General features: G+C 45.8%; 25 protein-coding genes, 1 pseudogene and 1 riboswitch. Of the genes and pseudogenes, 16 read left to right on the top strand and 10 right to left on the bottom strand.

All coding sequences use genetic code 11. The features are described 5' to 3' along the window. Positions 1–103 precede the first annotated feature (103 nt). The gene (locus tag QF06_RS22005) at positions 104–256 is read left to right on the top strand and encodes a hypothetical protein (protein WP_003245103.1); all 153 of its coding nucleotides are present in this window, start codon (positions 104–106) and stop codon (positions 254–256) included. Beyond that, complete coding sequence (locus tag QF06_RS04505; RefSeq protein WP_003245613.1) at positions 257–454, top strand: DUF3813 domain-containing protein; 198 nt, start codon at positions 257–259, stop codon at positions 452–454. A 30-nt stretch (positions 455–484) separates the two neighbouring features. Here the strand turns inward: QF06_RS04505 and QF06_RS04500 are convergent, their stop codons facing one another. Together QF06_RS04500 and QF06_RS04495 are read right to left on the bottom strand one after the other, a co-directional pair. Continuing rightward, complete coding sequence (locus tag QF06_RS04500) at positions 485–940, bottom strand: BsuPI-related putative proteinase inhibitor (protein ID WP_003244660.1); 456 nt, start codon at positions 938–940, stop codon at positions 485–487. 18 nt (positions 941–958) lie between these two features. Next, on the bottom strand, positions 959–1,801 hold the full coding sequence (locus QF06_RS04495; protein WP_003245017.1) for a YitT family protein: 843 nt from the start codon (positions 1,799–1,801) through the stop codon (positions 959–961). Between the two features lie 137 nt (positions 1,802–1,938). On the opposite strand from QF06_RS04495, the gene QF06_RS04490 reads away from it, so the two are divergent. Continuing rightward, entirely contained in the window at positions 1,939–2,790 is an 852-nt protein-coding gene (locus QF06_RS04490; protein WP_003245785.1) for a DegV family protein, read from the top strand. 46 nt (positions 2,791–2,836) lie between these two features. Here QF06_RS04490 and nprB read toward each other — a convergent pair whose 3' ends face one another. The 4 genes from nprB to QF06_RS04470 all read right to left on the bottom strand — a co-directional run bounded on the left by nprB (position 2,837) and on the right by QF06_RS04470 (position 5,833). After that, positions 2,837–4,453, bottom strand: a complete 1,617-nt coding sequence (gene nprB, locus QF06_RS04485) for a neutral protease NprB (RefSeq protein WP_009966979.1) — start codon at positions 4,451–4,453, stop codon at positions 2,837–2,839. Positions 4,454–4,588: 135 nt separating this feature from the next. After that, the gene (locus QF06_RS04480) at positions 4,589–4,882 is read right to left on the bottom strand and encodes a DUF3784 domain-containing protein (protein ID WP_003233021.1); all 294 of its coding nucleotides are present in this window, start codon (positions 4,880–4,882) and stop codon (positions 4,589–4,591) included. 19 nt (positions 4,883–4,901) lie between these two features. Beyond that, positions 4,902–5,489, bottom strand: coding sequence for an HAAS signaling domain-containing protein (locus QF06_RS04475; RefSeq protein ID WP_003244996.1), 588 nt, complete (start codon positions 5,487–5,489; stop codon positions 4,902–4,904). After that, positions 5,486–5,833, bottom strand: coding sequence for a PadR family transcriptional regulator (locus tag QF06_RS04470; RefSeq protein ID WP_003245674.1), 348 nt, complete (start codon positions 5,831–5,833; stop codon positions 5,486–5,488). Before QF06_RS04470 ends, QF06_RS04475 begins: the two co-directional genes overlap by 4 nt. 177 nt (positions 5,834–6,010) lie before the next feature. Here QF06_RS04470 and QF06_RS04465 point away from each other — a divergent pair, with 177 nt between their 5' ends. The 3 genes from QF06_RS04465 to QF06_RS04455 are packed head-to-tail and all read left to right on the top strand — an operon-like array spanning position 6,011 to position 8,042. After that, positions 6,011–6,547, top strand: coding sequence for an SdpA family antimicrobial peptide system protein (locus QF06_RS04465; RefSeq protein ID WP_003245405.1), 537 nt, complete (start codon positions 6,011–6,013; stop codon positions 6,545–6,547). Next, on the top strand, positions 6,532–7,461 hold the full coding sequence (locus QF06_RS04460) for a sporulation-delaying protein SdpB family protein (protein WP_032730460.1): 930 nt from the start codon (positions 6,532–6,534) through the stop codon (positions 7,459–7,461). The genes QF06_RS04465 and QF06_RS04460 overlap by 16 nt, the downstream gene beginning before the upstream one ends. Next, on the top strand, positions 7,458–8,042 hold the full coding sequence (locus QF06_RS04455) for a sporulation delaying protein family toxin (protein WP_003244950.1): 585 nt from the start codon (positions 7,458–7,460) through the stop codon (positions 8,040–8,042). The genes QF06_RS04460 and QF06_RS04455 overlap by 4 nt, the downstream gene beginning before the upstream one ends. A gap of 52 nt (positions 8,043–8,094) precedes the next feature. Here QF06_RS04455 and QF06_RS04450 read toward each other — a convergent pair. Beyond that, positions 8,095–8,992, bottom strand: a pseudogene (locus QF06_RS04450) (CvfB family protein). 98 nt (positions 8,993–9,090) lie between these two features. Between QF06_RS04450 and QF06_RS04445 the strand changes: the two are divergent. The 7 genes from QF06_RS04445 to QF06_RS04415 all read left to right on the top strand — a co-directional run bounded on the left by QF06_RS04445 (position 9,091) and on the right by QF06_RS04415 (position 16,355). Beyond that, positions 9,091–9,582, top strand: a complete 492-nt coding sequence (locus QF06_RS04445) for a YajQ family cyclic di-GMP-binding protein (RefSeq protein ID WP_015715659.1) — start codon at positions 9,091–9,093, stop codon at positions 9,580–9,582. A gap of 106 nt (positions 9,583–9,688) precedes the next feature. Next, a riboswitch (SAM riboswitch) is annotated at positions 9,689–9,806 on the top strand. Positions 9,807–9,895: 89 nt separating this feature from the next. Further along, positions 9,896–11,734: a bifunctional homocysteine S-methyltransferase/methylenetetrahydrofolate reductase gene (locus tag QF06_RS04440; protein ID WP_003245847.1), complete on the top strand. Its 1,839-nt coding sequence runs from the start codon at positions 9,896–9,898 to the stop codon at positions 11,732–11,734. Positions 11,735–11,823: 89 nt separating this feature from the next. Next, the gene (locus QF06_RS04435; protein WP_043940092.1) at positions 11,824–12,273 is read left to right on the top strand and encodes a GNAT family N-acetyltransferase; all 450 of its coding nucleotides are present in this window, start codon (positions 11,824–11,826) and stop codon (positions 12,271–12,273) included. A gap of 4 nt (positions 12,274–12,277) precedes the next feature. After that, positions 12,278–13,126, top strand: a complete 849-nt coding sequence (locus tag QF06_RS04430) for a GNAT family N-acetyltransferase (RefSeq protein WP_041850998.1) — start codon at positions 12,278–12,280, stop codon at positions 13,124–13,126. Positions 13,127–13,237: 111 nt separating this feature from the next. Continuing rightward, positions 13,238–14,506 (top strand): MFS transporter, encoded by a 1,269-nt coding sequence (locus QF06_RS04425; RefSeq protein WP_014476404.1) that lies wholly within the window; start codon positions 13,238–13,240, stop codon positions 14,504–14,506. Between the two features lie 8 nt (positions 14,507–14,514). Further along, positions 14,515–15,630 carry a mandelate racemase/muconate lactonizing enzyme family protein gene (locus QF06_RS04420; protein ID WP_041850999.1) on the top strand — a complete coding sequence of 372 codons (1,116 nt, stop codon included), beginning with the start codon at positions 14,515–14,517 and terminating at the stop codon, positions 15,628–15,630. A 95-nt stretch (positions 15,631–15,725) separates the two neighbouring features. Further along, on the top strand, positions 15,726–16,355 hold the full coding sequence (locus QF06_RS04415) for a YitT family protein (protein WP_009966972.1): 630 nt from the start codon (positions 15,726–15,728) through the stop codon (positions 16,353–16,355). A gap of 44 nt (positions 16,356–16,399) precedes the next feature. Here QF06_RS04415 and QF06_RS04410 read toward each other — a convergent pair whose 3' ends face one another. Further along, positions 16,400–17,158 (bottom strand): phosphosulfolactate synthase, encoded by a 759-nt coding sequence (locus QF06_RS04410; RefSeq protein ID WP_021479581.1) that lies wholly within the window; start codon positions 17,156–17,158, stop codon positions 16,400–16,402. Continuing rightward, the gene (locus tag QF06_RS04405) at positions 17,155–17,841 is read right to left on the bottom strand and encodes a 2-phosphosulfolactate phosphatase (RefSeq protein WP_041851000.1); all 687 of its coding nucleotides are present in this window, start codon (positions 17,839–17,841) and stop codon (positions 17,155–17,157) included. The genes QF06_RS04410 and QF06_RS04405 overlap by 4 nt, the downstream gene beginning before the upstream one ends. A 186-nt stretch (positions 17,842–18,027) precedes the next feature. On the opposite strand from QF06_RS04405, the gene QF06_RS04400 reads away from it, so the two are divergent. The 3 genes from QF06_RS04400 to cysC all read left to right on the top strand — a co-directional run bounded on the left by QF06_RS04400 (position 18,028) and on the right by cysC (position 20,616). After that, positions 18,028–18,738 (top strand): phosphoadenylyl-sulfate reductase, encoded by a 711-nt coding sequence (locus QF06_RS04400; protein WP_041851001.1) that lies wholly within the window; start codon positions 18,028–18,030, stop codon positions 18,736–18,738. A gap of 112 nt (positions 18,739–18,850) precedes the next feature. Continuing rightward, positions 18,851–20,020, top strand: coding sequence for a sulfate adenylyltransferase (gene sat / locus QF06_RS04395; RefSeq protein WP_041851002.1), 1,170 nt, complete (start codon positions 18,851–18,853; stop codon positions 20,018–20,020). Continuing rightward, on the top strand, positions 20,017–20,616 hold the full coding sequence (gene cysC, locus QF06_RS04390) for an adenylyl-sulfate kinase (RefSeq protein WP_003245829.1): 600 nt from the start codon (positions 20,017–20,019) through the stop codon (positions 20,614–20,616). Before sat ends, cysC begins: the two co-directional genes overlap by 4 nt. A gap of 27 nt (positions 20,617–20,643) precedes the next feature. Here the strand turns inward: cysC and QF06_RS04385 are convergent, their stop codons facing one another. Then, positions 20,644–21,450: an alpha/beta fold hydrolase gene (locus tag QF06_RS04385; protein WP_041851004.1), complete on the bottom strand. Its 807-nt coding sequence runs from the start codon at positions 21,448–21,450 to the stop codon at positions 20,644–20,646. Between the last annotated feature and the right edge of the window lie 109 nt (positions 21,451–21,559).

The following is a 21,559-nucleotide window of genomic DNA, read 5'->3' as shown; positions in this document are numbered from 1 at the left end:
AGAAGGTCCGTATTAATTTTTCCCACTCATAAACCTTACTTTACCCCACCATACTATTGAAGACGACTCATCTCGTCAAAGTATGGAAGGGGGCAGTCTCAAAATGGGTAAACGAAGCAAATCCAGAAGGTTTATTCAGCAGGGTAAAGACTCCATCGGGCTACACGCCGCAAGATTTCCATATCGGTCTACTTTAGAAGAAGCTCACCAGCATGCCGCGGCACGAGACTCGGCTGAAAGGCAGTATGAATATTAAATGAGAAATGAACTGTTTCAGCAGGCAAAATCATTTGTTCAACAGGCGGTCATGGTGACAAACGGCTTTGAGGAAGGCGATCAGGAGCAAGCGATTCTGAGAGCCAAAAATGCTGTATCTTCTGCGTATGCCAATTCGACAGATGCGGAACGTCAACAGTTGCATCAATTTCAAAATCAGCTGGACAAACTGCAATAAAAAAAGGCTATGGCGACTCGCCATAGCCTCTTATTTGACTTCAAACTGCTGAACAGCCTGAACCTGCTTGAGATTTTCCGCCCTGCCCTTAAATGTCACCTTTACCTCATAGGTTCCGGGCTCAGGGACTTCCTTCCACACATCAGAGAAATCATATGTTTCTCCAGATTCAAGCGTCAGGTTTTGAAAAGCCTGCGTAAACATTTTTTCTTTCGAATAACGGTATCTTTCTTTGTGCTCAGAATCATACACGACAAGTTCAAATTTTTGCCCTGTGCTGAATTGAAACTCAATAGCACGTTCGCTTTGGTTCTTCAGCGACATGTTAAACTTGATTTGTTCAGGCTCCTGAATTGCGTCAATAGATAAAACAACCTCTTGATTCTCCATTCCGCCTGATACCTCCTTATCGGGTTCTGTCTGCTCATCTTTCCCGCAGCCTATCAAAAGCAGCACGGGGAGGAGCATCACAAGCAGCCGTTTCACGACTTCCACCTGCTTTCGTCAGTCTTTTCTAAAGAAACCAAAAATCCCTGTCGTTTGAACGATGTTCGTAAATGCTTTTGGATCAACTTCTTTGACGATCTTTTCTAAATCGTACAGTTCATACCTCGTGATGACGATAATCATCATTTCTTTCTGTTCGTTCGTAAATGCTCCTTTTGCCGGAACAGTTGTGATGCCGCGCACCATTTTTCCGTAAATGGCTTCCTTGATTTCGTCCGCTTTTTTCGTCACAATCATTGCCGTAAGCTTCATGTGGCGAGTGTGAATGGCGTCGATCACCCTCGTTGTCACATATAGTGTAACCAGGGTATATAATGCTTTCTCCCAACCTTGCAATAATCCTGCCGTCAAGATGATAATCCCGTTCAGAATGAAGAAATACGTGCCGACGGGTTTATCCTTCCACTTTGCAAGTACCATGGCGACGATATCAAGCCCGCCTGTCGAAGCTCCGTATTTTAATGTTAAGCCGATACCGACTGCGGAAATGACGCCGCCGAACACCGCGTTCAGCAAAATGTCATGTGACAGGCTTGTTTCCGGCAGGATCCCCATAAACAGAGTAGTGAGTGCGACACTTAAAATGCTGTACACTGTAAACGATTTGCCGACCTTCAGCCATCCTAAAATACCGACCGGAATGTTTAAGAGGAACAAGAGCGTTCCCGTCGATATGTAAAAGGGGGCATATTGATCAACGACGCTTGATAAAAGCTGGGCAACACCTGTAAATCCGCTGGCATATACATCTGCAGGTATCAAAAATAAGTTCAGCCCGGCAGCATTGAGTAAAGCGCCGATGATGACGATGAGTAATTTTTTTGTTTGATCTAGTACCATGGCATGTTCCTCCGCTCTTTCTTCTTTATTATGTTTTCCCTTAAAACAAATATTTGAACACGATTTTGGCAAATTAATATGATATAGTTGGCTTAACTCTCATGATAACGAGCGATAACGGAAAGAAGGGAAGCAATATGACAGTTCATCTCATCGCTGACAGCGCCACTGATTTGCCTCGTTCTTATTTTGAAGAAAAAGGCATTGGCTTTATTCCGCTCAGGGTTTCTCTCGGCGATAAAGAATTCGAAGATGCAGTCACAATTCATGCGGATCAAATATTTGAAGCGATGCAAAATGGAGAAACGCCTAAGACGTCCCAAGCCTCACCGCAAACGATTAAAAATGTGTTTTTGCAATATGCCGAAACAGGTGATCCCGCTCTTTACATTGCCTTTTCCTCAGGTCTCTCCGGCACGTATCAGACAGCTGTAATGATCGCCAATGAAGTGAAGGAGGAATTCCCCGATTTCGATTTGCGGGTCATTGATTCCAAATGCGCTTCATTAGGATACGGTCTGGCTGTCCGGCATGCTGCCGATCTCTGTATCAACGGGAATACAATACAAGAAATTGAAACGTCTGTAAAGAACTTTTGCAGCCAGCTTGAACACATTTTTACCGTTGATGATTTAACATATCTCGCGAGGGGCGGCCGGATATCCAAAACGTCCGCTTTTGTCGGCGGCCTGTTGAATATTAAACCGCTGCTTCAGATGGAGGACGGCAAGCTTGTGCCTCTGGAAAAAATTCGCGGACAGAAGAAACTTTTCAAACGGATCATCGAGCTTATGAAAGAGCGCGGGGATGATTGGAGCAATCAAACCGTCGGGATTAGCTACGCCGCGAACAAAGAAAAAGCCACGGATATGAAACACCTGATTGAGGAAGCGTTCAAGCCGAAAGAAATCATTATGCATCCAATCAGTTCAGCCATCGGCTCGCATGCCGGTCCAGGTACATTGGCGATATTCTTTTTAAGAAAATGAGCAAACAAAAACAGTCAGACTCTGTGTCCTGACTGTTTTTGTTTGCTCATAGAATGCCGACAGCCTCATACGCCTTTTCGACTGAAGCTGATTGCTTCGAGCCTTCACCGTATAAATCATTGGCAGCTTCAATCGCCGCTTGCTTCATCATGCTGAAATCTGTAGATGCCGTTACATAATATGTTAAAGCCCGATAGTAAATTTGTTCACTTGCTTCACGCCCAATCCCTTCAACCTGTACACCGTGGTGCACGCCTCCTTCTGCAAGAAGATAAGCTGCTTTATTGTGAATGGACGAATTGATATGGACTCCGCCATAATCCTCTGTTCCTGTGTAGCGGTTCGAGTAATGATCTGGATTTCCCTGCTTAGATGGGTCCTCCAATGACCGCAATGAATCTCCTGCAATACCAGGAGTATAGACATCTTCGCCGATCTCCCAATCATCACGGTCAGCCATCGCGCCCATAATGTCAGAAATGGACTCATTTAATGCACCGGGTTCTCCTTGATATAAAAGACCGGCGGAATACTGTGTGACTGCGTGTGTGATTTCATGCGCGACAATGTCGAGCGATCCAGACAGCGGCTTAAATTTCGAACCGTCTCCATCCCCGTATACCATCTGGACACCGTTCCACGCAGCATTGTTCCATTGTTTGCCGACATGCACGGTAGACGTAATCCTTGCTCCGTTTTGATCAAAAGAATCACGGCCAAATGTCTTGCTGTAATAATCGTAAACGGCTTGCGCATTTGCGTGTGCGTCTACAGCCGCAGGTTCATTAAATACGGACGTGCCGCTGACTATTTCTTTGCCCGTATACCCGATCAGTTGAGACAAAAGCGTAAACAAGGTTTCGTTCAGGTTCTTCGCGTCAAATGTATTGATCCCTTTTCCCCTTGTTTCGTCAGCCAAATAAAAGCGCCCATTTTGTTCTGTGACGTCAAAGCTTTTTTCATCACCTGACACGCCGATTCCTGTACCTGCCGCTTCATGAATGGCATTAAAGGACTCGATGACCTTTCCGTTTTTGGCATCGATGAAATAATGCCAATAGCCAGGCTCAGGTTCAGATGTCGAGAGTCTCACAAGGTAGGCGAGATCATATTCACCGTCGTGTGGATAGATATATAATTCGCCTTTTGGTTCCCCATCAAGATATTCGATTTTTCCAATGGAAGCCTCGAGCTCACGCCTTGCTGTATGTATTGCTTTTTTCTCAGAAATAGACGGTGTGACGGAGACGTCCTTGATTTGCGGATGCACCTTTCCAAAGAAACTTTTCACTTGTTTGTTTTCCTTCATCGCGACCGCTTGTTCAAAGCCGTAAATCGGAATTCCTTTGTAAACCTCCGTTAATTTAAAAAACGTTTGTTTTGTCTTTGGATCCTTTATGGTTTTCGAAACGCGAAAATGGCTGTTCGCATTCCCTTTGAGCTTAAACTGCGTTTGATGCTTGTCAAGATAGGAAAATAGCGATTCTTTCTGGGTTGTGTTTTGTACCGGCTTCTGCGGTGACTTTTCGATGATGTATGAAGGGGTTTGATACGTATGGTCGTATTCGATGCTTTCTTCAGCTGAGGCATGTGTTACAAAAACCATTTGGGCCGCTGTGCATAAGCCGGCCAGTAATAGAGATGTCTTGGTCAAGTTGCGCAAAACACCACATCCTTCCTATTTTGGAATCTACCATTTTTCTTCATCCTATCAAAAATACAAAAACTTGTATGTGGTGCTTCGTTCTTATTTTCCCAAAAAAGAAGGGCAGAGATATTTCGCTCTGCCCTTCTTTTTCTACTCTACTAATTTTTTATTGACATAAATAATAACCCCTGCTCCATATGCCAGTATAAGCGGAGGTATGAGCTGCTCCTGACCTTGAAATGAGATAAAACTATTCAGCAAAATGAACAAACCGGAATTCAAGAAAAAGTAGCCTGCTATTCTGGCCAGCCGATCTTTATCCCGTATACGCGCCTCGTTAAACCCAGCCAACATCCAGGTTTGTTTTTTGATTCCGACAAAATAGGCAACCACAAAGAATAAAAGCGCGATGACAATTAATAGATAATTGATGCTGATTTCCATCTTACAGCCTCCTACAAGATTACTTGATGTTAAGAAAAAGAAAAAAAGCGGCGCAGCTTACTGCAATCAGCAGCAGGACGACAAGCGCATTGAGGAACGGGCTCAAAAGGAGCACCACTGCTAAAAACAGCAGATAAACCGCACCGACTCGCGAAATCTTGACAATCTCCTTTTGAGAGCGCATTTTGTTTTTTCTGACACCTGCAAACATCACCAATTTTTTCCGCTTCCATACATATCCGGCGAGCACCATTAAATAAACAGCCAGCGGCAGATGTCTGAAGTCGGACGGCAGCAGCGGCAGGGCGATAATCGTGACAATGAGAAGGACCGAAATCCAGCTTTTGCCCAATAAAGACCTCCTCCTTTTCGTCTCTCCCCCATCACCCATCATCAATTCGGCAAGCTCCTTCGGATGAGAAAATTCAGATTCAACAGCTTCCTGCAGTTCCTCTTCACTAAGGCCGGCTTTGATTCTGTCTTGAACGAAAGCGGTGATATGCCCCTTTAATTCGTCGATAGCGTTTTCTCTCTCTACATCAGGCATATTCGCCAGCTCTGCATTTAGTTCCTCCATGTATCGGTCAATGATAAGCTGTCCATTCATAGCAAATCCCCCGATAAAGACAGTAAGGCTTGATGGGTTTCCAGGTATTTCTCCAGCCGTTCTTTTAACATTTCTTCTCCTTTTTGCGTCATTTTGTAATACTTTCTTTTCGGGCCGTCCAGTGAATCTTCCCAAAAAAATTCGATCCATCCCTTCTCGGTCATACGTTTCAAAATCGGATAAATCGCTCCCTCTGAAATAGCCAGCGCCGAGGTGGTTTTTAAGGATGACGTCAGCTCATAACCGTACATCGGTTTAGAACGCAGAAGGGATAGGATGGCCAGCTCGAAAATCCCTTTTCGAAATTGAACAATCCAGCGGTCATTAACTTGATTCGTTTTCATGGTTTAAATATATCGAAAAAAACACTATATATCAATCACATATAGCAGTGTAAAATGTCCTGTTTTTTCTTTTAACAAAAATGGAATTTCTCATACTTTTTAACCTTTTTATTACATAAATGTTTTTATATTATGAAAAGTGTAAAAACGATTCTTCAGGTTAAAAGGAGCAGTCGAATGCAGAAATCGATATCATTTTTTGTCATTTTTTCAATCCTTTGGGGTTCGCTATTTCTGTTTTCTATTATTGGCAGCTTAGGGACAACCCCAATTCCGCTGACAAAGGACTCCAAATTTCTCATGTCCAGCATCCTCCCTCAGGGCTGGGGCTTTTTCAGCAAAAATCCGCGTGATACTGCAATCGGCTTATATGAGGCTGAAAATGCCAGCGCCAAGGTCAGATGGCCCAATATGAGGGCTGACAACCTATTCGGCCTGTATCGGTATGGGCGGTCACAAGGCGTTGAAATGGGCGTGATCTACAGCCAAGTCGGCAAGGAACAGTGGACAGCATGTAAAGAAAAGGACCTCGGCGCATGCAAAAGCAAAGCCAAAACCGTGCAATTAAAAACACCCGCTCCCCGCCCGCTGCTTTGTGGCAGCTACTATTTGACGAAAGAGGATATTGTTCCTTGGAGCTATTCTAAATACACCCCTTCGTCTTATCAGGTAAAAAGCATAGTCAAGGTTGTGATCTCATGCTCGAAAACATAAAACAGACCATCACCAGATGGGACGAAAGAAACCCGTGGACAAATGTATACGGCCTCGCGCGAAGCATCATTGCGCTATCCAGCCTGCTGACGCTGCTCATCAATCACCCGAGCCTCATTATGAAGCCAGCCAGCGGGATCAGCAGCTATCCAGCTTGTAAAATGAATCTCAGTCTCTTTTGCCTCGGCGAAAATAACTATATGATGTTAAATCTTTTCAGGTGGGTCTGCATTGTCATTCTGGTGCTTGTTGTCATTGGCTGGCGCCCCAGAATCACCGGGGTTCTGCATTGGTATGTCAGTTACAGCCTGCAGTCATCGCTGATCGTCATCGACGGAGGCGAGCAGGCAGCAGCCGTCATGACCTTTTTACTGCTTCCCATCACGCTGACCGATCCGAGAAAATGGCATTGGAGTACGAGACCTATAGAGGGCAAAAGAACACTTGGAAAAATAACAGCTTTTATTTCTTATTTTGTGATCAGAATCCAAGTGGCGGTGCTTTATTTTCACTCTACCGTCGCTAAGCTGTCTCAGCAGGAATGGGTGGACGGAACGGCCGTCTATTATTTCGCCCAGGAAAAAACCATTGGCTTCAACGGCTTTTTTCAGGCGTTAACGAAGCCAATTGTAACAAGTCCGTTCGTGGTGATTCCGACATGGGGGACGCTGCTGGTTCAAATTGTCATCTTCGCGGCGCTGTTTGCGCCGAAGAAGCATTGGAGATTGATTTTGATCATCGCTGTTTTTATGCATGAGATTTTTGCAGTCATGCTGGGCCTCATCAGTTTTTCGATTATCATGGCCGGCATTTTGATATTGTATCTCACTCCTATCGATTCCACGATTCAATTTACATATATTCGCAGACTGTTGTGGAATAAAAAACACAAGAAGGGAGAGGTTTCAGTTTGAAGAAGGCGTTTCTAGTATTTTTGTCGGTTGTATTGGTGACGACTGTGTTTTTGGTGAAGCAGCAAGAAAGTGTGGCACAGGCAAAGCAGCTTGAGTATTCAGGTGAGGAAATTTTTAAAGGCTTTGTGTTTGCCCAAGGGGAAGTTGGCAAACAGCTTCCAGAGGTCTTTAATAAAGCGATGACAGACAAACTCAACACAAAACAGGCAAAGGCTTTTGCCAATCAGGTTGTCGCTGATATTAAAAAAGAGGATGCTGACTTTTTTGATAACCTGAAGAAAGCTGTTTACAGCAAAGATGCATTGAAAGTGGATGAACTGCTGAAAAAAGCAGGTCAAATCGTTGAAGAAAAAGTAGAAGCTGCAAAGGAAATCGCCGCTTCTAAGGATGATACATCCAGAGTTCAGGCCGAGCTTGTCAACACTGTTGATACCGCTAACTATTTCTATTATGTTTCTTATGTTGCTGCAGCAGGTGCCCTGATTCTGATCATTCTCGCCATTGATATTACGCCGATTGCGATTTCAGACAATGTGGATCGCGAAATGGCAATCAGAACACTGGTTGATGAATTAAACTAGACATAAAAAAACGGCTCGCTCCGCAGTCTGCTGCAGGCGAGCCGTTTTCATGCTATTTTTTCTCGTATGTCCATCCATTTTCCTGATACACTTTTCCGTTTTTCATCAAATGGCCCAGTGCGCGTTTAAAGGCGGCTTTGCTCATATTAAAACGTTCTCTGATATCGTCAGGCTGGCTTTTGTCACTGTACGGCATGGCACCGTTTCTCATTCTCATATACGTTAGAATGCACTCAGCATCAACTGACATTGCATCCTGTTTTCTCGGAAGCAGCGACAAGTTGACTGAACCGTCTTCTTTCACTTGAATCACCCGGCCTGTGACTCTTGAACCCAGTCTTGGCTCCTCTTTTCTTTCTGACGGGTGAATAAAACAGCGGATACCGTCATCCGTGATCACGAATGAACCCGATGCGATCAGCCTGTACACCGTACCTGTCAGCTCTTTATTCATCAGATCTTCTGAAGCGTCGGTAAACAGTTCGCTGATGATATCTTCCGGCGCTGGTTTCGCAAACATGCGCCCCCGGTTCGTCACCTTCAGCATACAGTAAAGTTTGTCCCCTTTTTGCGGCCAGACATCTTCGTACGGCGGCAAATGCTCAGTTGCGACTAGTGCGTCCTTCGATAAACCGACATCAACGAAAACGCCCATATCTTCCACTTTATCCACCACTTCAACCCAGCCATATTCATCCGCGCTGATGACCGGAATTTTCATCGTGGCCGCAAGCCTTTCCTGCTGGTCGACGTATATAAAGACTTCTACTTCGTCTCTGTCCTCGATATCCTCAGTCATTTCACTGTTATGTAAGAGAATCGTATCTTCCCCATCGGTTAAAAAGTAACCGAAGTCTGTTTGGTGATCTATACTCAAGGTTAATTGCTGCCCTGGTCTCATGCTATCGTCCTTCCTGTTCCGCTTATTCCTCTGCGGATTTTGTTAACATTTTTTCCAATCATCACAAATTGATTCTTTGTTCTGTTGGAAGTTTCTCTTTATTCTACTATAATCAACACATAAGTTAAATGTTATGGAGGTTTTCATATGGCAAAAGAAAGCTCATTTGATATTGTATCCAAGGTGGAATTGCCTGAAGTGCAAAACGCAATCCAAATCGCACTGAAGGAAATCAGTACCCGATACGACTTTAAAGGCAGCAAAAGCGACATTTCTTTAGATAAAGAGGAGCTGGTCCTCGTTTCTGATGACGACTTCAAATTAAGCCAGCTGAAAGATGTGCTGGTCAGCAAATTGATTAAACGAAACGTACCGACAAAAAACATTGAGTACGGCAAGGTTGAAAACGCGTCAGGCGGAACGGTACGCCAGCGTGCAAAGCTTGTTCAAGGCATTGACAAGGACAACGCAAAAAAAATCAATACGATCATCAAAAACTCCGGACTGAAAGTAAAGTCTCAGGTGCAGGATGATCAAGTGCGTGTCACCGGAAAAAACAAAGATGACCTGCAGCAGATTATCTCAGCTGTGCGGGGAGCAGACCTACCAATTGACGTTCAATTTATAAATTTCAGATAAATTTTCTGATTCCTATTGATTATTGTCTTTATTTTCGGTAAATTTGGAGAAAGGGAAAAACGCCAGATATCTTTTGGCACTTCCTGACATGAAAATTTCATATCCGTTCTTATCAAGAGAAGCAGAGGGACTGGCCCGACGAAGCTTCAGCAACCGGTGTAATGGCGATCAGCCATGACCAAGGTGCTAAATCCAGCAAGCTCGAACAGCTTGGAAGATAAGAAGAGACAAAATCACTGACAAAGTCTTCTTCTTAAGAGGACTTTTTTTATTTCTCTTTTTTCCTTGCTGATGTGAATAAAGGAGGCAGACAATGGGACTTTTAGAAGATTTGCAAAGACAGGTGTTAATCGGTGACGGCGCCATGGGGACGCTCCTCTACTCCTATGGTATTGACAGGTGTTTTGAGGAGCTCAATATTTCAAAGCCGGAGGAAATTCAGCGCATACATAAAGCGTACGTTGAAGCGGGAGCCAACATTATTCAAACGAATACGTACGGAGCCAACTATATTAAATTATCCAGACACGGGCTTGAGGATGACATCAAAAAAATGAATCAGGAGGCCGTAAAGATCGCGCGGGCTTCAGCAGGCGATGCATACGTGCTTGGAACGATGGGCGGCATACGCACATTTAATAAAAACGCATACAGTCTTGACGAAATTAAGCGCAGCTTCCGCGAGCAGCTGTATCTGCTGCTGCATGAAGAGCCGGATGGCTTGCTGTTAGAAACATATTATGATTTGGAAGAAGCCCGTGAAGTGCTGAAAATCGCGCGCAAAGAGACTGATCTTCCGATTATGCTCAATGTCTCCATGCACGAGCAAGGCGTATTGCAGGACGGAACGCCGCTTTCTGACGCATTGCGCTCGATTGCGGATCTCGGAGCTGATATTGTCGGCATTAACTGCCGCCTCGGCCCTTATCACATGATTGAAGCGCTAAGCGAAGTGCCGATTTTTGATGACGTATTCTTATCCGTTTATCCGAACAGCAGTCTTCCTTCGCTTGAAGAGGGACGGCTCGTCTATGAAACAGACGACACGTATTTTCAAAACAGCGCGTCAGAATTCCGTAAGCAAGGTGCGCGGATTATCGGCGGCTGCTGCGGCACAACGCCGAATCACATCAGGGCGATGGCGGAAGCGGTTGGCGGGCTGGCTCCGATTACGGAAAAAGAAGTCAAAACCCGGGCGAAAGAATTCATTTCTGTTCATCACGAGCGAACCGAGCCCGGCCTGGATGAGATCGCAGCAAAAAAACGCTCTATTATCGTAGAGCTGGACCCGCCGAAAAAACTAAGCTTTGACAAATTTCTGTCCGCTGCTGCTGAATTAAAAGAAGCGGGAATCGATGCCCTGACACTCGCCGACAATTCTTTGGCGACCCCGCGGATCAGCAATGTTGCCTGCGGCGCCCTTGTCAAGCAGCAGCTCGATATGCGTTCCCTTGTCCATATTACGTGCCGTGACCGTAACATTATCGGCTTACAGTCACATTTAATGGGCCTTGATACGTTAGGGCTGAATGACGTGCTTGCGATTACAGGTGACCCTTCTAAAATCGGGGATTTTCCTGGGGCGACGTCTGTATATGATTTAACATCTTTTGATTTAATCAGGCTGATCAAACAATTCAATGAAGGTCTGTCTCTGTCTGGAAAACCGCTCGGCAAGAAAACGAATTTCTCAGTTGCCGCCGCATTTAATCCTAACGTCCGCCATCTGGATAAAGCGGTAAAACGGCTTGAGAAAAAAATAGATTGCGGCGCAGATTATTTTGTTTCTCAGCCTGTCTATTCCGAGCAGCAGCTTGTCGATATCCATAACGAAACAAAACATCTGAAGACGCCGATCTATATCGGCATCATGCCGCTGACAAGCAGCCGGAATGCCGAATTCATCCATAATGAAATTCCCGGCATTAAGCTGTCTGATACGATTCGCGAAAAAATGGCCCATGCCGGTGAAGATAAAGAAAAGCAAAAGGCGGAAGGCCTTGCAATTGCACGCTCCCTGCTGGATACGGCATGCGAGCTGTTTAACGGCATCTACTTGATAACGCCTTTCCTCAGATCTGACTTAACCGCTGAGCTCACATCATATATTCAGCAAAAAGATGAGCAGCGCCAAAATATCTTTTTGCATTAATTTCCAAAAGACTGCCTGATCGAATCGGGCAGTCTTTTTCAACGAGATTCGTGTTACGATATAGAAAAACAATCATGAGGAGGAACATTATGCTCGAAGTCAAAACCATTTCCGCGGAAGATACATATGAAATCCGGCATCGCATTCTGCGTCCCCATCAATCCATCGAACAATGCAAATATAAAGAGGATCACGCAGAAGGCTCCTTTCATCTCGGCGTGTTTTATGATGGAACGCTGATCAGCATCGCTTCTTTTTCCCCGCAAAGTCAGCCTTTAATAACAGAATCCCCAGCATATCGGCTGAGAGGCATGGCAACGCTTGAAGGATATCGCGATCAAAAAGGCGGGAGCACGCTGATCAAACACGCGGAAGAGAAACTGGCAAAGAACGGCGTTCAGGCAGTCTGGTGCAATGCCAGAAGCCATGTGAAAGGCTACTATTCAAAGCTTGGGTGGGAAGTACTCGGCGAACCGTTTGAGATTCCCGGCATAGGCACTCATATTGTCATGTACAAAACACTAGGAACAAGCAGGTGATCTTATGGATTTAGTGGATGAGCTGATTGAGCTTCATGAAGAACATGTTTCCGGCTTATTACGGCTTTGCAGGCAAGCCGGGTGGCCGGATTACGGCGAACAAGAGCTGGCACTGCTTGTCCAGCAAGGACGCTTTTTCGGCTATCAAAATGTCAGCGGTGATATTATTTCCTGCATCGGCTTGTTTTTGTTTGGCCGGCTTGCTTCTATCGGCCTCGTGATCGTGGACAAAGAATATCAACGGCTCGGTCTCGGCCGGCGTATGGTAAACGCCTGTATCCCCCAAGCGGGTGAAAACACCGCCATCAGGCTTTGCGCCACAAAAGAAGGTTTGCCGCTTTATGAAAAAGCAGGTTTTCATACGGCAGGTTCAGTGCGAAAGTACAGCTGTCACAGTTTTCAACCTTATACAAAAAAGCTTGATGCTGAACTGACATCCTTTAGAGAACAAGACTTTCACGACTTAACCGCGACGGATCTGGAAGCCTTTGGCGGAGATCGATCAAATCTTTTGCAGCAGCTTATTTCTGCTTCATGCGAATGTATCATCGCCCGAAATCAGGACGGACAGCTAATTGGCTACGGACTTTCTGTACAGACACCGGCCAATTTGAAATTCGGCCCTATCATCGCTCCATCATCAGATGTTGCAGCACAAATAATTAACAGGCTGGCGGCCGGCAAACAAGGGCCGATGCGAATCGATATACCGAGTGAACACACGTCTCTGCATGACAGCCTGATAGAAATGGGATTTCGTAAAGATGATGAACCTCCGCTTTTGTTTTATCAGAAAAAAGCGCCTATTCAAAATGGACACTTATATGCTTTGATTTCACAGGCTCTCGGTTAACCCTCTTTTTTCCCGAACAGGTATCTTCTGTTCGGTTTTTTGCTGTCTGATCGCTGAATAAACGAAGCCATCAGGGACATTCTAAGCAGAAGAAAAGGAGTGTGCTCTGAGATGGAATCATCAAAACAAAATAACGGAATGACGGTTGTAGCAATCGGTTCAATCCCTTTAATATTAACCCTAGGAAACTCGATGCTTATTCCGATTTTGCCAAAAATGAAATCTGAACTTCATTTATCACAATTTCAAGTCAGTCTCGTGATCACAGTATTTTCCTTGATTGCAGCTTTTGCGATTCCGATTGTCGGTTATCTCGCAGACCGATTCTCAAGGAAAGTCATCATTATTCCCTGCTTAATTTTGTATGGTGCCGGCGGTTTGTTAGCCGGGTTTGCGGCAGGTTTTTTTGACAATGCCTACCCTTGGGTCATGGCAGGACGAGCGTTACAGGGAATCGGGGCAGCCGGAACCGGCCCAATTGCCATGGCACTGACGGGAGATCTGTTTAAAGGCGCCCAGGAGAGCAAGGTGCTCGGCCTTGTTGAAGCTTCAAACGGCATGGGGAAAGTGCTATCGCCGATCATTGGCTCGCTGATCGCCCTGCTTGTCTGGTATGGCGCGTTTTTTGCCTTTCCTGTGTTTTGTATCATTTCGATCGTACTGACTTGGATTTTTATTAAAGAAAAGAAAAAGGAAAAAGAACCGCCACCAATCGGAAAATATGCAAAAGGGCTGTTAAGTGTCTTTAAACATGAAGGCAGATGGCTGTTTACCGCTTATTTAGCCGGTGCGACCTGTTTGTTTACTTTATTCGGCATCCTGTTTTATCTCTCAGATGTTCTTGAAAAAACATACGACACCGACGGCGTGAAGAAAGGCTTGATTTTAGCGATCCCGCTTTTGGTTATGTGTGTGACGTCCTATACAACAGGAAGCAAAATCGGGCAAAAGCAATCGTTAATGAAAAAGCTGATCGTACTTGGATTGGCGTTCATGACCGTATCCTACGCGGCACTGTCATTCATTGAAAATCTTGTCCTTTTTATCAGTGTTCTTGTACTGAGCAGTATAGGCTCAGGTCTTGTCCTTCCTTGTGTGAACAGTTTTATTACCGGGGCTGTCGGCAAAGAAAGACGGGGATTTGTCACCTCGCTGTACGGCTCTGTACGTTTCTTAGGGGTAGCGATCGGTCCTCCGATTTTCGGCCGCCTGATGCAATGGTCCAGACCCGGCATGTTTTTAAGCATCGCGGGATTGACTCTCGTTGTCGGGATTCTTGTGATGATGCTCATCCATGTGAAGCAAAACAATGAAGAAACAAAAGAAAAAGAAGACCCTAAAATGGCTGGCAATCGGCTCCAGCCCGCTGAGGAAAGGTAGCACCCAATTTGAAAATTGTACGGATTGAAACCTTTCCGCTATTTCACCGATTAGAAAAGCCATACGGAGATGCCAATGGGTTTAAACGATATCGGACTTGTTATCTCATCAGGATTATCACCGAAAGCGGGATAGACGGCTGGGGAGAATGCGTTGATTGGCTCCCTGCTCTCCATGTCGGTTTTACGAAGCGGATCATCCCATTTCTATTAGGAAAACAGGCCGGCAGCCGCCTGTCATTAGTGCGCACGATTCAAAAATGGCACCAGCGGGCGGCCTCCGCTGTAAGCATGGCGCTGACAGAGATTGCAGCCAAAGCTGCGGATTGTTCGGTTTGCGAATTATGGGGCGGGCGATACAGAGAGGAGATTCCTGTGTACGCGTCTTTTCAATCGTACTCAGACTCCCCGCAATGGATCAGCCGCTCAGTCTCCAATGTTGAAGCCCAGTTGAAAAAAGGGTATGAGCAAATCAAAGTCAAAATTGGCGGGACTTCATTCAAGGAGGATGTCCGGCACATCAATGCGCTGCAGCATACAGCAGGCAGCTCCATTACGATGATTCTGGACGCAAACCAAAGCTACGATGCCGCTGCGGCTTTTAAATGGGAGCGTTATTTCTCCGAATGGACGAACATTGGCTGGCTTGAGGAGCCTTTGCCCTTTGATCAGCCGCAGGATTACGCTATGCTTCGAAGCCGTTTGTCTGTTCCTGTTGCCGGCGGAGAAAACATGAAAGGCCCGGCGCAATATGTGCCTCTCCTTTCACAGCGCTGTTTGGATATCATTCAGCCCGATGTCATGCATGTCAACGGAATTGATGAGTTTCGGGACTGCCTCCAGCTCGCGCGTTATTTCGGCGTCAGAGCATCCGCCCATGCATATGACGGATCGCTCTCACGGCTCTATGCTTTATTTGCACAAGCCTGTCTGCCCCCATGGTCTAAAATGAAGAACGATCACATTGAACCGATCGAGTGGGACGTCATGGAGAATCCTTTTACCGATCTCGTCAGCCTGCAGCCTTCAAAAGGAAAGGTCCACATCCCGAAAGGAAAAGGCATTGGAACAGAGATCAATATGGAGATCGTCAATCGCTACAAGTGGGATGGCTCAGCATATTAAGCTGGGCCATTTCTTTATTTTGAGACATAAATAATGGACAGCCTCATAAAATGAAAACAGCGGACAAGTCTTTTCATAAAGGAGCAAATGACTTAATGGCTGAACTGCTGATGAAAGCAAAACTTACGTTTATGATTGTCGTAGGCGGCGTACTACAGGGACTCGGCATGTCCTTGTTTTTATTTCCGCATGATATTCCAACAGGCGGTGCAGCAGGTATTGCGGTGCTATTGCATTATCTGTTTCAAATCCCCCACGGATTTTCAGTGTGGGCTGTGAATGTATCAATGCTTTTTACCGCTTTAAAATGGCTGGAGATGAGAACATTCACCGGCACCCTCGCCTCTATCACCGTCACCTCTGTCTCGGTATTGATCTTTGATGCGGTTTTTCCGGATATCACATCTAATCTGTGGCTTGATCTGGCAAGCGGCGCAGTGTTATTGGGACTCGGCATCGGACTTTTATACAAATATAAAATTTCAAACGGAGGGTTCGGAGCACTTGCTCTGATGATTTCTATCTACCGCGGCGGGAATCCCGGAACGATCCTGCTCATCATGAATTGCATCATTTTTATGGTCACCGCGTCTATTATTGACTGGGGCATCGTCATTCAAGCCCTCATATGCCAAGTGATATCGACAAGAGTCATCGACTTCATCTACAACATCCGTCTGACCTCACTTCCCTATCTCACGCCTATGTACCGCCATAAAAAATAATAGGCAGAGGCTCTCTTCACGACGAGAGCCCCGCAGCCGCTATTTTACAGAAAAAAGGTATCGGATCTTAGCCCTAAACGCAGCGTTTCCAACGCGATGGCATCATGAAATGGAATATTGGCCAGATTCACATTCGGCCCGATTTTTTGAATAAACCCTTGCTGAAGCGTTTTGTTAGGCGCTTCAAAAATCAGCCTGTTGATATCAATATCCGAGGAAATGATGTCGTCAACAATTTGAAATCTGACATCGCCGCTGCTGGAACAGATCCCTCCCGTTCCGCTTTCTCTGGCTTCTGTAATCACTTTTTCTGCGCCCGCTTCCATATCCTCAACGATATATTCAAGCCATTCCTCAGAGCTTTGCCGGCTTGCTAATTCCGCATCCTTGCTGCCCACCTCACTGAGCACAAGAAATTCATCAGAAAAATCGGCAATGAAAGCCGCTTTCTCTTTATTTGTCATCGGGAGCGTACCGTTTGAAATCTCAATATATTCACAGCCGAAATAGGTGCAATACCGATGAAATTCATTCACTTTTTTCTGGCTTACGTACTTTTCGAACAGTGTGCCGCCAAAGAAAAATGTAATGTCATGTTCTTTCAGTGTGCTGATTTTTTCTTCAAGATCTTTCGTAAGTAATGATGTGCCCCAGCCGAATTTCACAAAATCAATATAGTCGGACGCTCCGGCTATGACATCTTTAAAAAATTGCAAGGGATAGCCGTTATCAATTAAAATGGACTGCCCGGTTTCTCTCGGCTTATTTGTTCTCACTGGCAATTCTAGTGAAAAATCATTCATATTATGACCCTCTCTATCGTTGGAACTTCTCCATCTTGTTTCACTTTCATCACAAAATCGCCCGTCAGTTCTTTTGTACAGTAAACGATGTCTTCCGAATCAAACAATGGCTGGCGGCTGTCAAAAAACTTTTCCGCAACAGAAGAGCGTTTTATTCTTTGAATCGCCTCCTCAGCCGTTACCGCATTTGTCCCTTCAATGATGCCTTTGATATACTCCGCACACGCCATATCGTCATCACCGGATGGATGGGAAGCCACTATGTTTATGACACAATCGTTTGCGGCGAGCTTTTCCACATGCTCTGCCGTTGTTTTGGCATTGGAAAATCCAGTTACGAACAGATGCTTTGCGTTCAGCGCTCCCAATGCTGCTGTGACGCCGTTTGTTGTTTTCTGGATTAGGCGCTTATCCGCCATATCCTGCCCAGCCATACGTTTTGGAGAATTATCTAAATCAAATCCGCTGATACCGACCCCCTTTTCCTCTCCCGTCAAAACATAATCCGGATAGGTGTCTTTCAGCGCAAAGGCTTCATCAGCTGTCCGGACCAACAAAATCTCTTTCGCCCCGCCGATAAACGCATAATGGGCGACCGTAAAAGCTCTGATGACATCAATGACGATGTTAATGTCCGCCGGGGCAAGCGAATGATGATGCCCCTGATAAATGGCTATCGGCATACTACCTCTCCTTGGGCATAAAACCATTTTGCTAAAAAGCATATTCAGCCGGGCTCTTAATGGTTCCGCACCTCATTTTAGGCGGGCGCGGCACGTAAAAACCCTGAACCTTTATGCAAAAAATGAATAGTCTGCCTATAACTCGATCAATAGATAAAAAAAGCAGATGCAAACGGGGGGAAAACGTTGAACGAAACCATCACATATGACACATGGAACGACATGCTGTCCAATCAGATAACGGATCAATTGATCGATGAGCTCGATGTGTTGAAGTGGGCTTACCGAACGTACGGAGAAAAGATTGTGTACGCATGCAGCTTTGGCGCAGAAGGAATGGTGCTTCTAGACTTAATATCAAAAATCAACAAAAACGCACACATCATCTTTTTGGATACCGGGCTTCATTTTCAGGAAACATATGAGCTGATCGAGACCGTCAAAGAGCGATATCCGGGATTTGCAATCCAGATGCTCGAACCCGAGCTGAGCTTAACAGAACAGGGGACGAAGTACGGCGGAGAGCTATGGAAGCATAACCCGAACCTCTGTTGCCAATTGCGGAAAATTGAACCGCTCAAAAAGCACCTGTCCGGCATGACAGCTTGGATTTCAGGACTGCGCCGGGAGCAGTCGCCAACGAGAAAGCATATTCAATACGTAAACCTGGACCAGAAGTTTAAGCTCATCAAAATTTGCCCGCTCATCCACTGGACATGGGATGACGTTTGGACGTACATCCGCCTGCACAATTTGCCTTATAACAAACTGCACGATCAACATTATCCGAGCATAGGCTGTGAAATGTGTACATTGCCTTCCCCGGACCCGAACGATGAGAGGGCTGGAAGATGGGCCGGACGGGAGAAAACAGAATGTGGCCTGCATCAGGAATAGGGGATGGCAGGTTCTTGATGTGAGAATCGAAATGATGTTGAGGCGCTGATGTCAAACTTTCATTAAGTGCAGAAAAGAAAACAAGGAAACGTATAAATGGAGGTTGAACACGTTGAATGGAAACGAACCCCACGGAGGGGTATTAATCAACCGCTGTGATCTCGCATGCCATTTTGAAGGGTGCGCGTGCCAAGCAGAGCTGGATCAGCTTGCACTGAGCGACCTGGAGCTTATTGCGATCGGCGGCTACAGCCCGTTAACAGGTTTTTTGGGAGAAAAAGATTATCATCGTGTTGTGAAAGAGATGAGGCTGGCAAACGGCTTGCCGTGGAGCCTGCCGATTACGCTGCCTGTCGGAGAAAAAACAGCAAAACAGCTGTCTGCCGGAGATCACGTCAAGCTTGTGAAAGACGGTGTTACCTACGGCATGATCACAGTCACCGATATATACCATCCTGATAAAACACAAGAAGCACTTTCTGTTTTTAAAACAAACGATCCTGCCCACCCAGGCGTAAAAAAATTGCTGGCGCGCCCGGATTACTATATCGGAGGGCCTATCACGGTCAGCCGCCTGCCTGACAAATCTTTCGAACAGTTTTATGCAACGCCCGCTGAAACAAGAGCCGCCTTTAAAAAACTCGGCTGGAAGACGATTGTCGGCTTTCAAACCAGGAACCCTGTTCACAGAGCGCATGAATACATTCAAAAAACAGCGTTAGAAACGGTCGACGGTCTGCTGCTTCACCCGCTTGTCGGAGAAACAAAGTCAGACGATATCCCCAGCGATATCAGAATGGAGAGCTATCAGGCTTTGCTTAATCACTATTATCCAAAGGATCGTGTCATGTTATCGGTTTTCCCTGCCGCCATGCGTTATGCAGGTCCGCGGGAAGCGATTTTCCATGCGCTCGTCCGAAAAAATTACGGCTGCACCCATTTTATTGTAGGCCGTGATCACGCGGGTGTCGGCAGCTACTATGGAACATACGACGCCCAAAATATTTTTCAATCATTCACAGAGGAAGAGCTGGGCATCAAGCCGCTGTTTTTTGAGCACAGCTTTTATTGCCGAAAATGCGGAAACATGGGCACCTCCAAAACATGTCCGCACAGCCCGAGAGACCACATCCACTTATCAGGCACAAAAGTGAGAGAGCTTCTCCGCCAAGGCAAAAAGCCGCCTAAAGAATTCAGCCGGCCTGAGGTCGCAGCCGTGCTGATCAAGGGACTTCACCAACAGCCTGTTGCCATCAAACAAAACAGCGGGGAATTGCAATGACACACAATCCGAACATCATTTGGCATCCCGCTGCCATCTCAAAGTCTGACAGACAGTCCTTAAACGGACACAAAAGCTGCGTCCTTTGGTTTACAGGTTTGTCCGGCTCCGGAAAATCGGTGCTGGCCAATGCAGTCGATGAAAAGCTTTACCGCAAGGGCATTCAGAGCTACGTGCTTGACGGTGATAATATCCGCCACGGCTTAAACAAAGATCTTGGATTTCAGACTGGTGACAGGATTGAAAACATCCGCCGGATCGGAGAAGTGGCGAAGCTGTTTGTCGACAGCGGGCAAATGATTTTAACGGCTTTTATTTCTCCATTCAGAGAGGATCGGGACATGGTTAGAGCACTCTTTCCTAAAGGTGAGTTCTTCGAAATTTATGTGAAGTGCCCGCTGCATGTTTGTGAACAGCGCGATCCAAAAGGGCTTTATAAAAAAGCGCGAAACGGAGAGATCAAACATTTCACCGGGATCGATTCTCCGTATGAAGCGCCGCTTTCACCCGATTTCATCATTGAGTCAGACCAGACCTCTATTTCCGATGGAGCTGATCTCATCATTAACGCACTGCAAAACAGAGGAATTATATAAAAAACCCGATCAATGTCGGGTTTTTTCTTATGAGTTGGAGAACTGCGCAATCAAACTGTTGATCTTCTCTTTTTCCTCATAAAATGCTCCGTGCCCGCTGTTTGCAAACGGAACCAATTCCGACTGTTTGATGCCGCGCTTCAACTCTTTCGCAAAATCAAACGGCGCAATTTTATCCTTTCTCCCGTGCAGGATCAGCGTCGGCACCTTGATTGCAGCAAGTTCCTTTCTGAGATCTTCATCTCTTAATGCGATTCCCGAGTGGATCGTCCCGTAGGAGGAGGCCTCCAGCATCAGATTGAGAAACCACTGCCTAAGCTCTGGAGACACTTTTTTCTCAAAAAACTGTTTCCCTAAATCAGCCAGTGTTTTGGGCCGATCAGCTTTGAACAATTCAATCATATCGTCAATATCCTGCTTCCTCATCCCGAACGGATAACCCGGGCGTTTTGTAAACGCGGGGGCCGCCGCAGACAGTAAAATCAGCTTATCAACATCGGCTCCTTCATGCCGTGCCATATAACGGAGTGCAATGGCGCCGCCCATTGAAAAACCGGTAAGAATCGCATTCTCAAGCTGCAGCGTATAAATGACTGCTTTCACATCATCGGCCATCGTGTCATAATCGTAGCCTTCCCAAGGGCGGTCAGATTGCCCATATCCCCGCAAATCAACGCCGATAAAACGAAATCCCCTTTTCGGAAGCTCATTCATTTGATATTCAAACATCTTATGATTCAACGGCCACCCGTGCAAAAAGATGATCGGCCTTCCATGTCCGATATCCTCTACAAACAGTGTCACATGCTCCTCGGTTTTGATGTAATGCCCCATTCCGCATTCCTCCTGTTCCCTTTGGCTTTCCCGGCCTGTAAACGCCTTGACGTATAGGAAGCTTTCCATTTATGCTTACAAAACAAGCGGGCTGCTGTACCAAGAAAAG

The sequence above is a fragment of the Bacillus sp. YP1 genome (genome assembly GCF_000877815.1).
Taxonomy (GTDB): Bacteria; Bacillota; Bacilli; order Bacillales; family Bacillaceae; genus Bacillus; species Bacillus subtilis.
This window is presented reverse-complemented; position numbering and strand designations above follow the sequence as displayed.

Excerpts from the sequence above, each read along its gene's own strand:
- QF06_RS22005 (WP_003245103.1), top strand. The coding sequence starts at position 104 with ATGGGTAAACGAAGCAAATCCAGAAGGTTTATTCAGCAGGGTAAAGAC.
- QF06_RS04505 (WP_003245613.1), top strand. The coding sequence starts at position 257 with ATGAGAAATGAACTGTTTCAGCAGGCAAAATCATTTGTTCAACAGGCG.
- QF06_RS04495 (WP_003245017.1), bottom strand. The coding sequence starts at position 1,801 with ATGGTACTAGATCAAACAAAAAAATTACTCATCGTCATCATCGGCGCT.
- QF06_RS04490 (WP_003245785.1), top strand. The coding sequence starts at position 1,939 with ATGACAGTTCATCTCATCGCTGACAGCGCCACTGATTTGCCTCGTTCT.
- QF06_RS04480 (WP_003233021.1), bottom strand. The coding sequence starts at position 4,882 with ATGGAAATCAGCATCAATTATCTATTAATTGTCATCGCGCTTTTATTC.
- QF06_RS04475 (WP_003244996.1), bottom strand. The coding sequence starts at position 5,489 with ATGAATGGACAGCTTATCATTGACCGATACATGGAGGAACTAAATGCA.
- QF06_RS04470 (WP_003245674.1), bottom strand. The coding sequence starts at position 5,833 with ATGAAAACGAATCAAGTTAATGACCGCTGGATTGTTCAATTTCGAAAA.
- QF06_RS04465 (WP_003245405.1), top strand. The coding sequence starts at position 6,011 with ATGCAGAAATCGATATCATTTTTTGTCATTTTTTCAATCCTTTGGGGT.
- QF06_RS04460 (WP_032730460.1), top strand. The coding sequence starts at position 6,532 with ATGCTCGAAAACATAAAACAGACCATCACCAGATGGGACGAAAGAAAC.
- QF06_RS04445 (WP_015715659.1), top strand. The coding sequence starts at position 9,091 with ATGGCAAAAGAAAGCTCATTTGATATTGTATCCAAGGTGGAATTGCCT.
- QF06_RS04440 (WP_003245847.1), top strand. The coding sequence starts at position 9,896 with ATGGGACTTTTAGAAGATTTGCAAAGACAGGTGTTAATCGGTGACGGC.
- QF06_RS04435 (WP_043940092.1), top strand. The coding sequence starts at position 11,824 with ATGCTCGAAGTCAAAACCATTTCCGCGGAAGATACATATGAAATCCGG.
- QF06_RS04430 (WP_041850998.1), top strand. The coding sequence starts at position 12,278 with ATGGATTTAGTGGATGAGCTGATTGAGCTTCATGAAGAACATGTTTCC.
- QF06_RS04425 (WP_014476404.1), top strand. The coding sequence starts at position 13,238 with ATGGAATCATCAAAACAAAATAACGGAATGACGGTTGTAGCAATCGGT.
- QF06_RS04415 (WP_009966972.1), top strand. The coding sequence starts at position 15,726 with ATGGCTGAACTGCTGATGAAAGCAAAACTTACGTTTATGATTGTCGTA.
- QF06_RS04410 (WP_021479581.1), bottom strand. The coding sequence starts at position 17,158 with ATGAATGATTTTTCACTAGAATTGCCAGTGAGAACAAATAAGCCGAGA.
- QF06_RS04405 (WP_041851000.1), bottom strand. The coding sequence starts at position 17,841 with ATGCCGATAGCCATTTATCAGGGGCATCATCATTCGCTTGCCCCGGCG.
- cysC (WP_003245829.1), top strand. The coding sequence starts at position 20,017 with ATGACACACAATCCGAACATCATTTGGCATCCCGCTGCCATCTCAAAG.
- QF06_RS04385 (WP_041851004.1), bottom strand. The coding sequence starts at position 21,450 with ATGGGGCATTACATCAAAACCGAGGAGCATGTGACACTGTTTGTAGAG.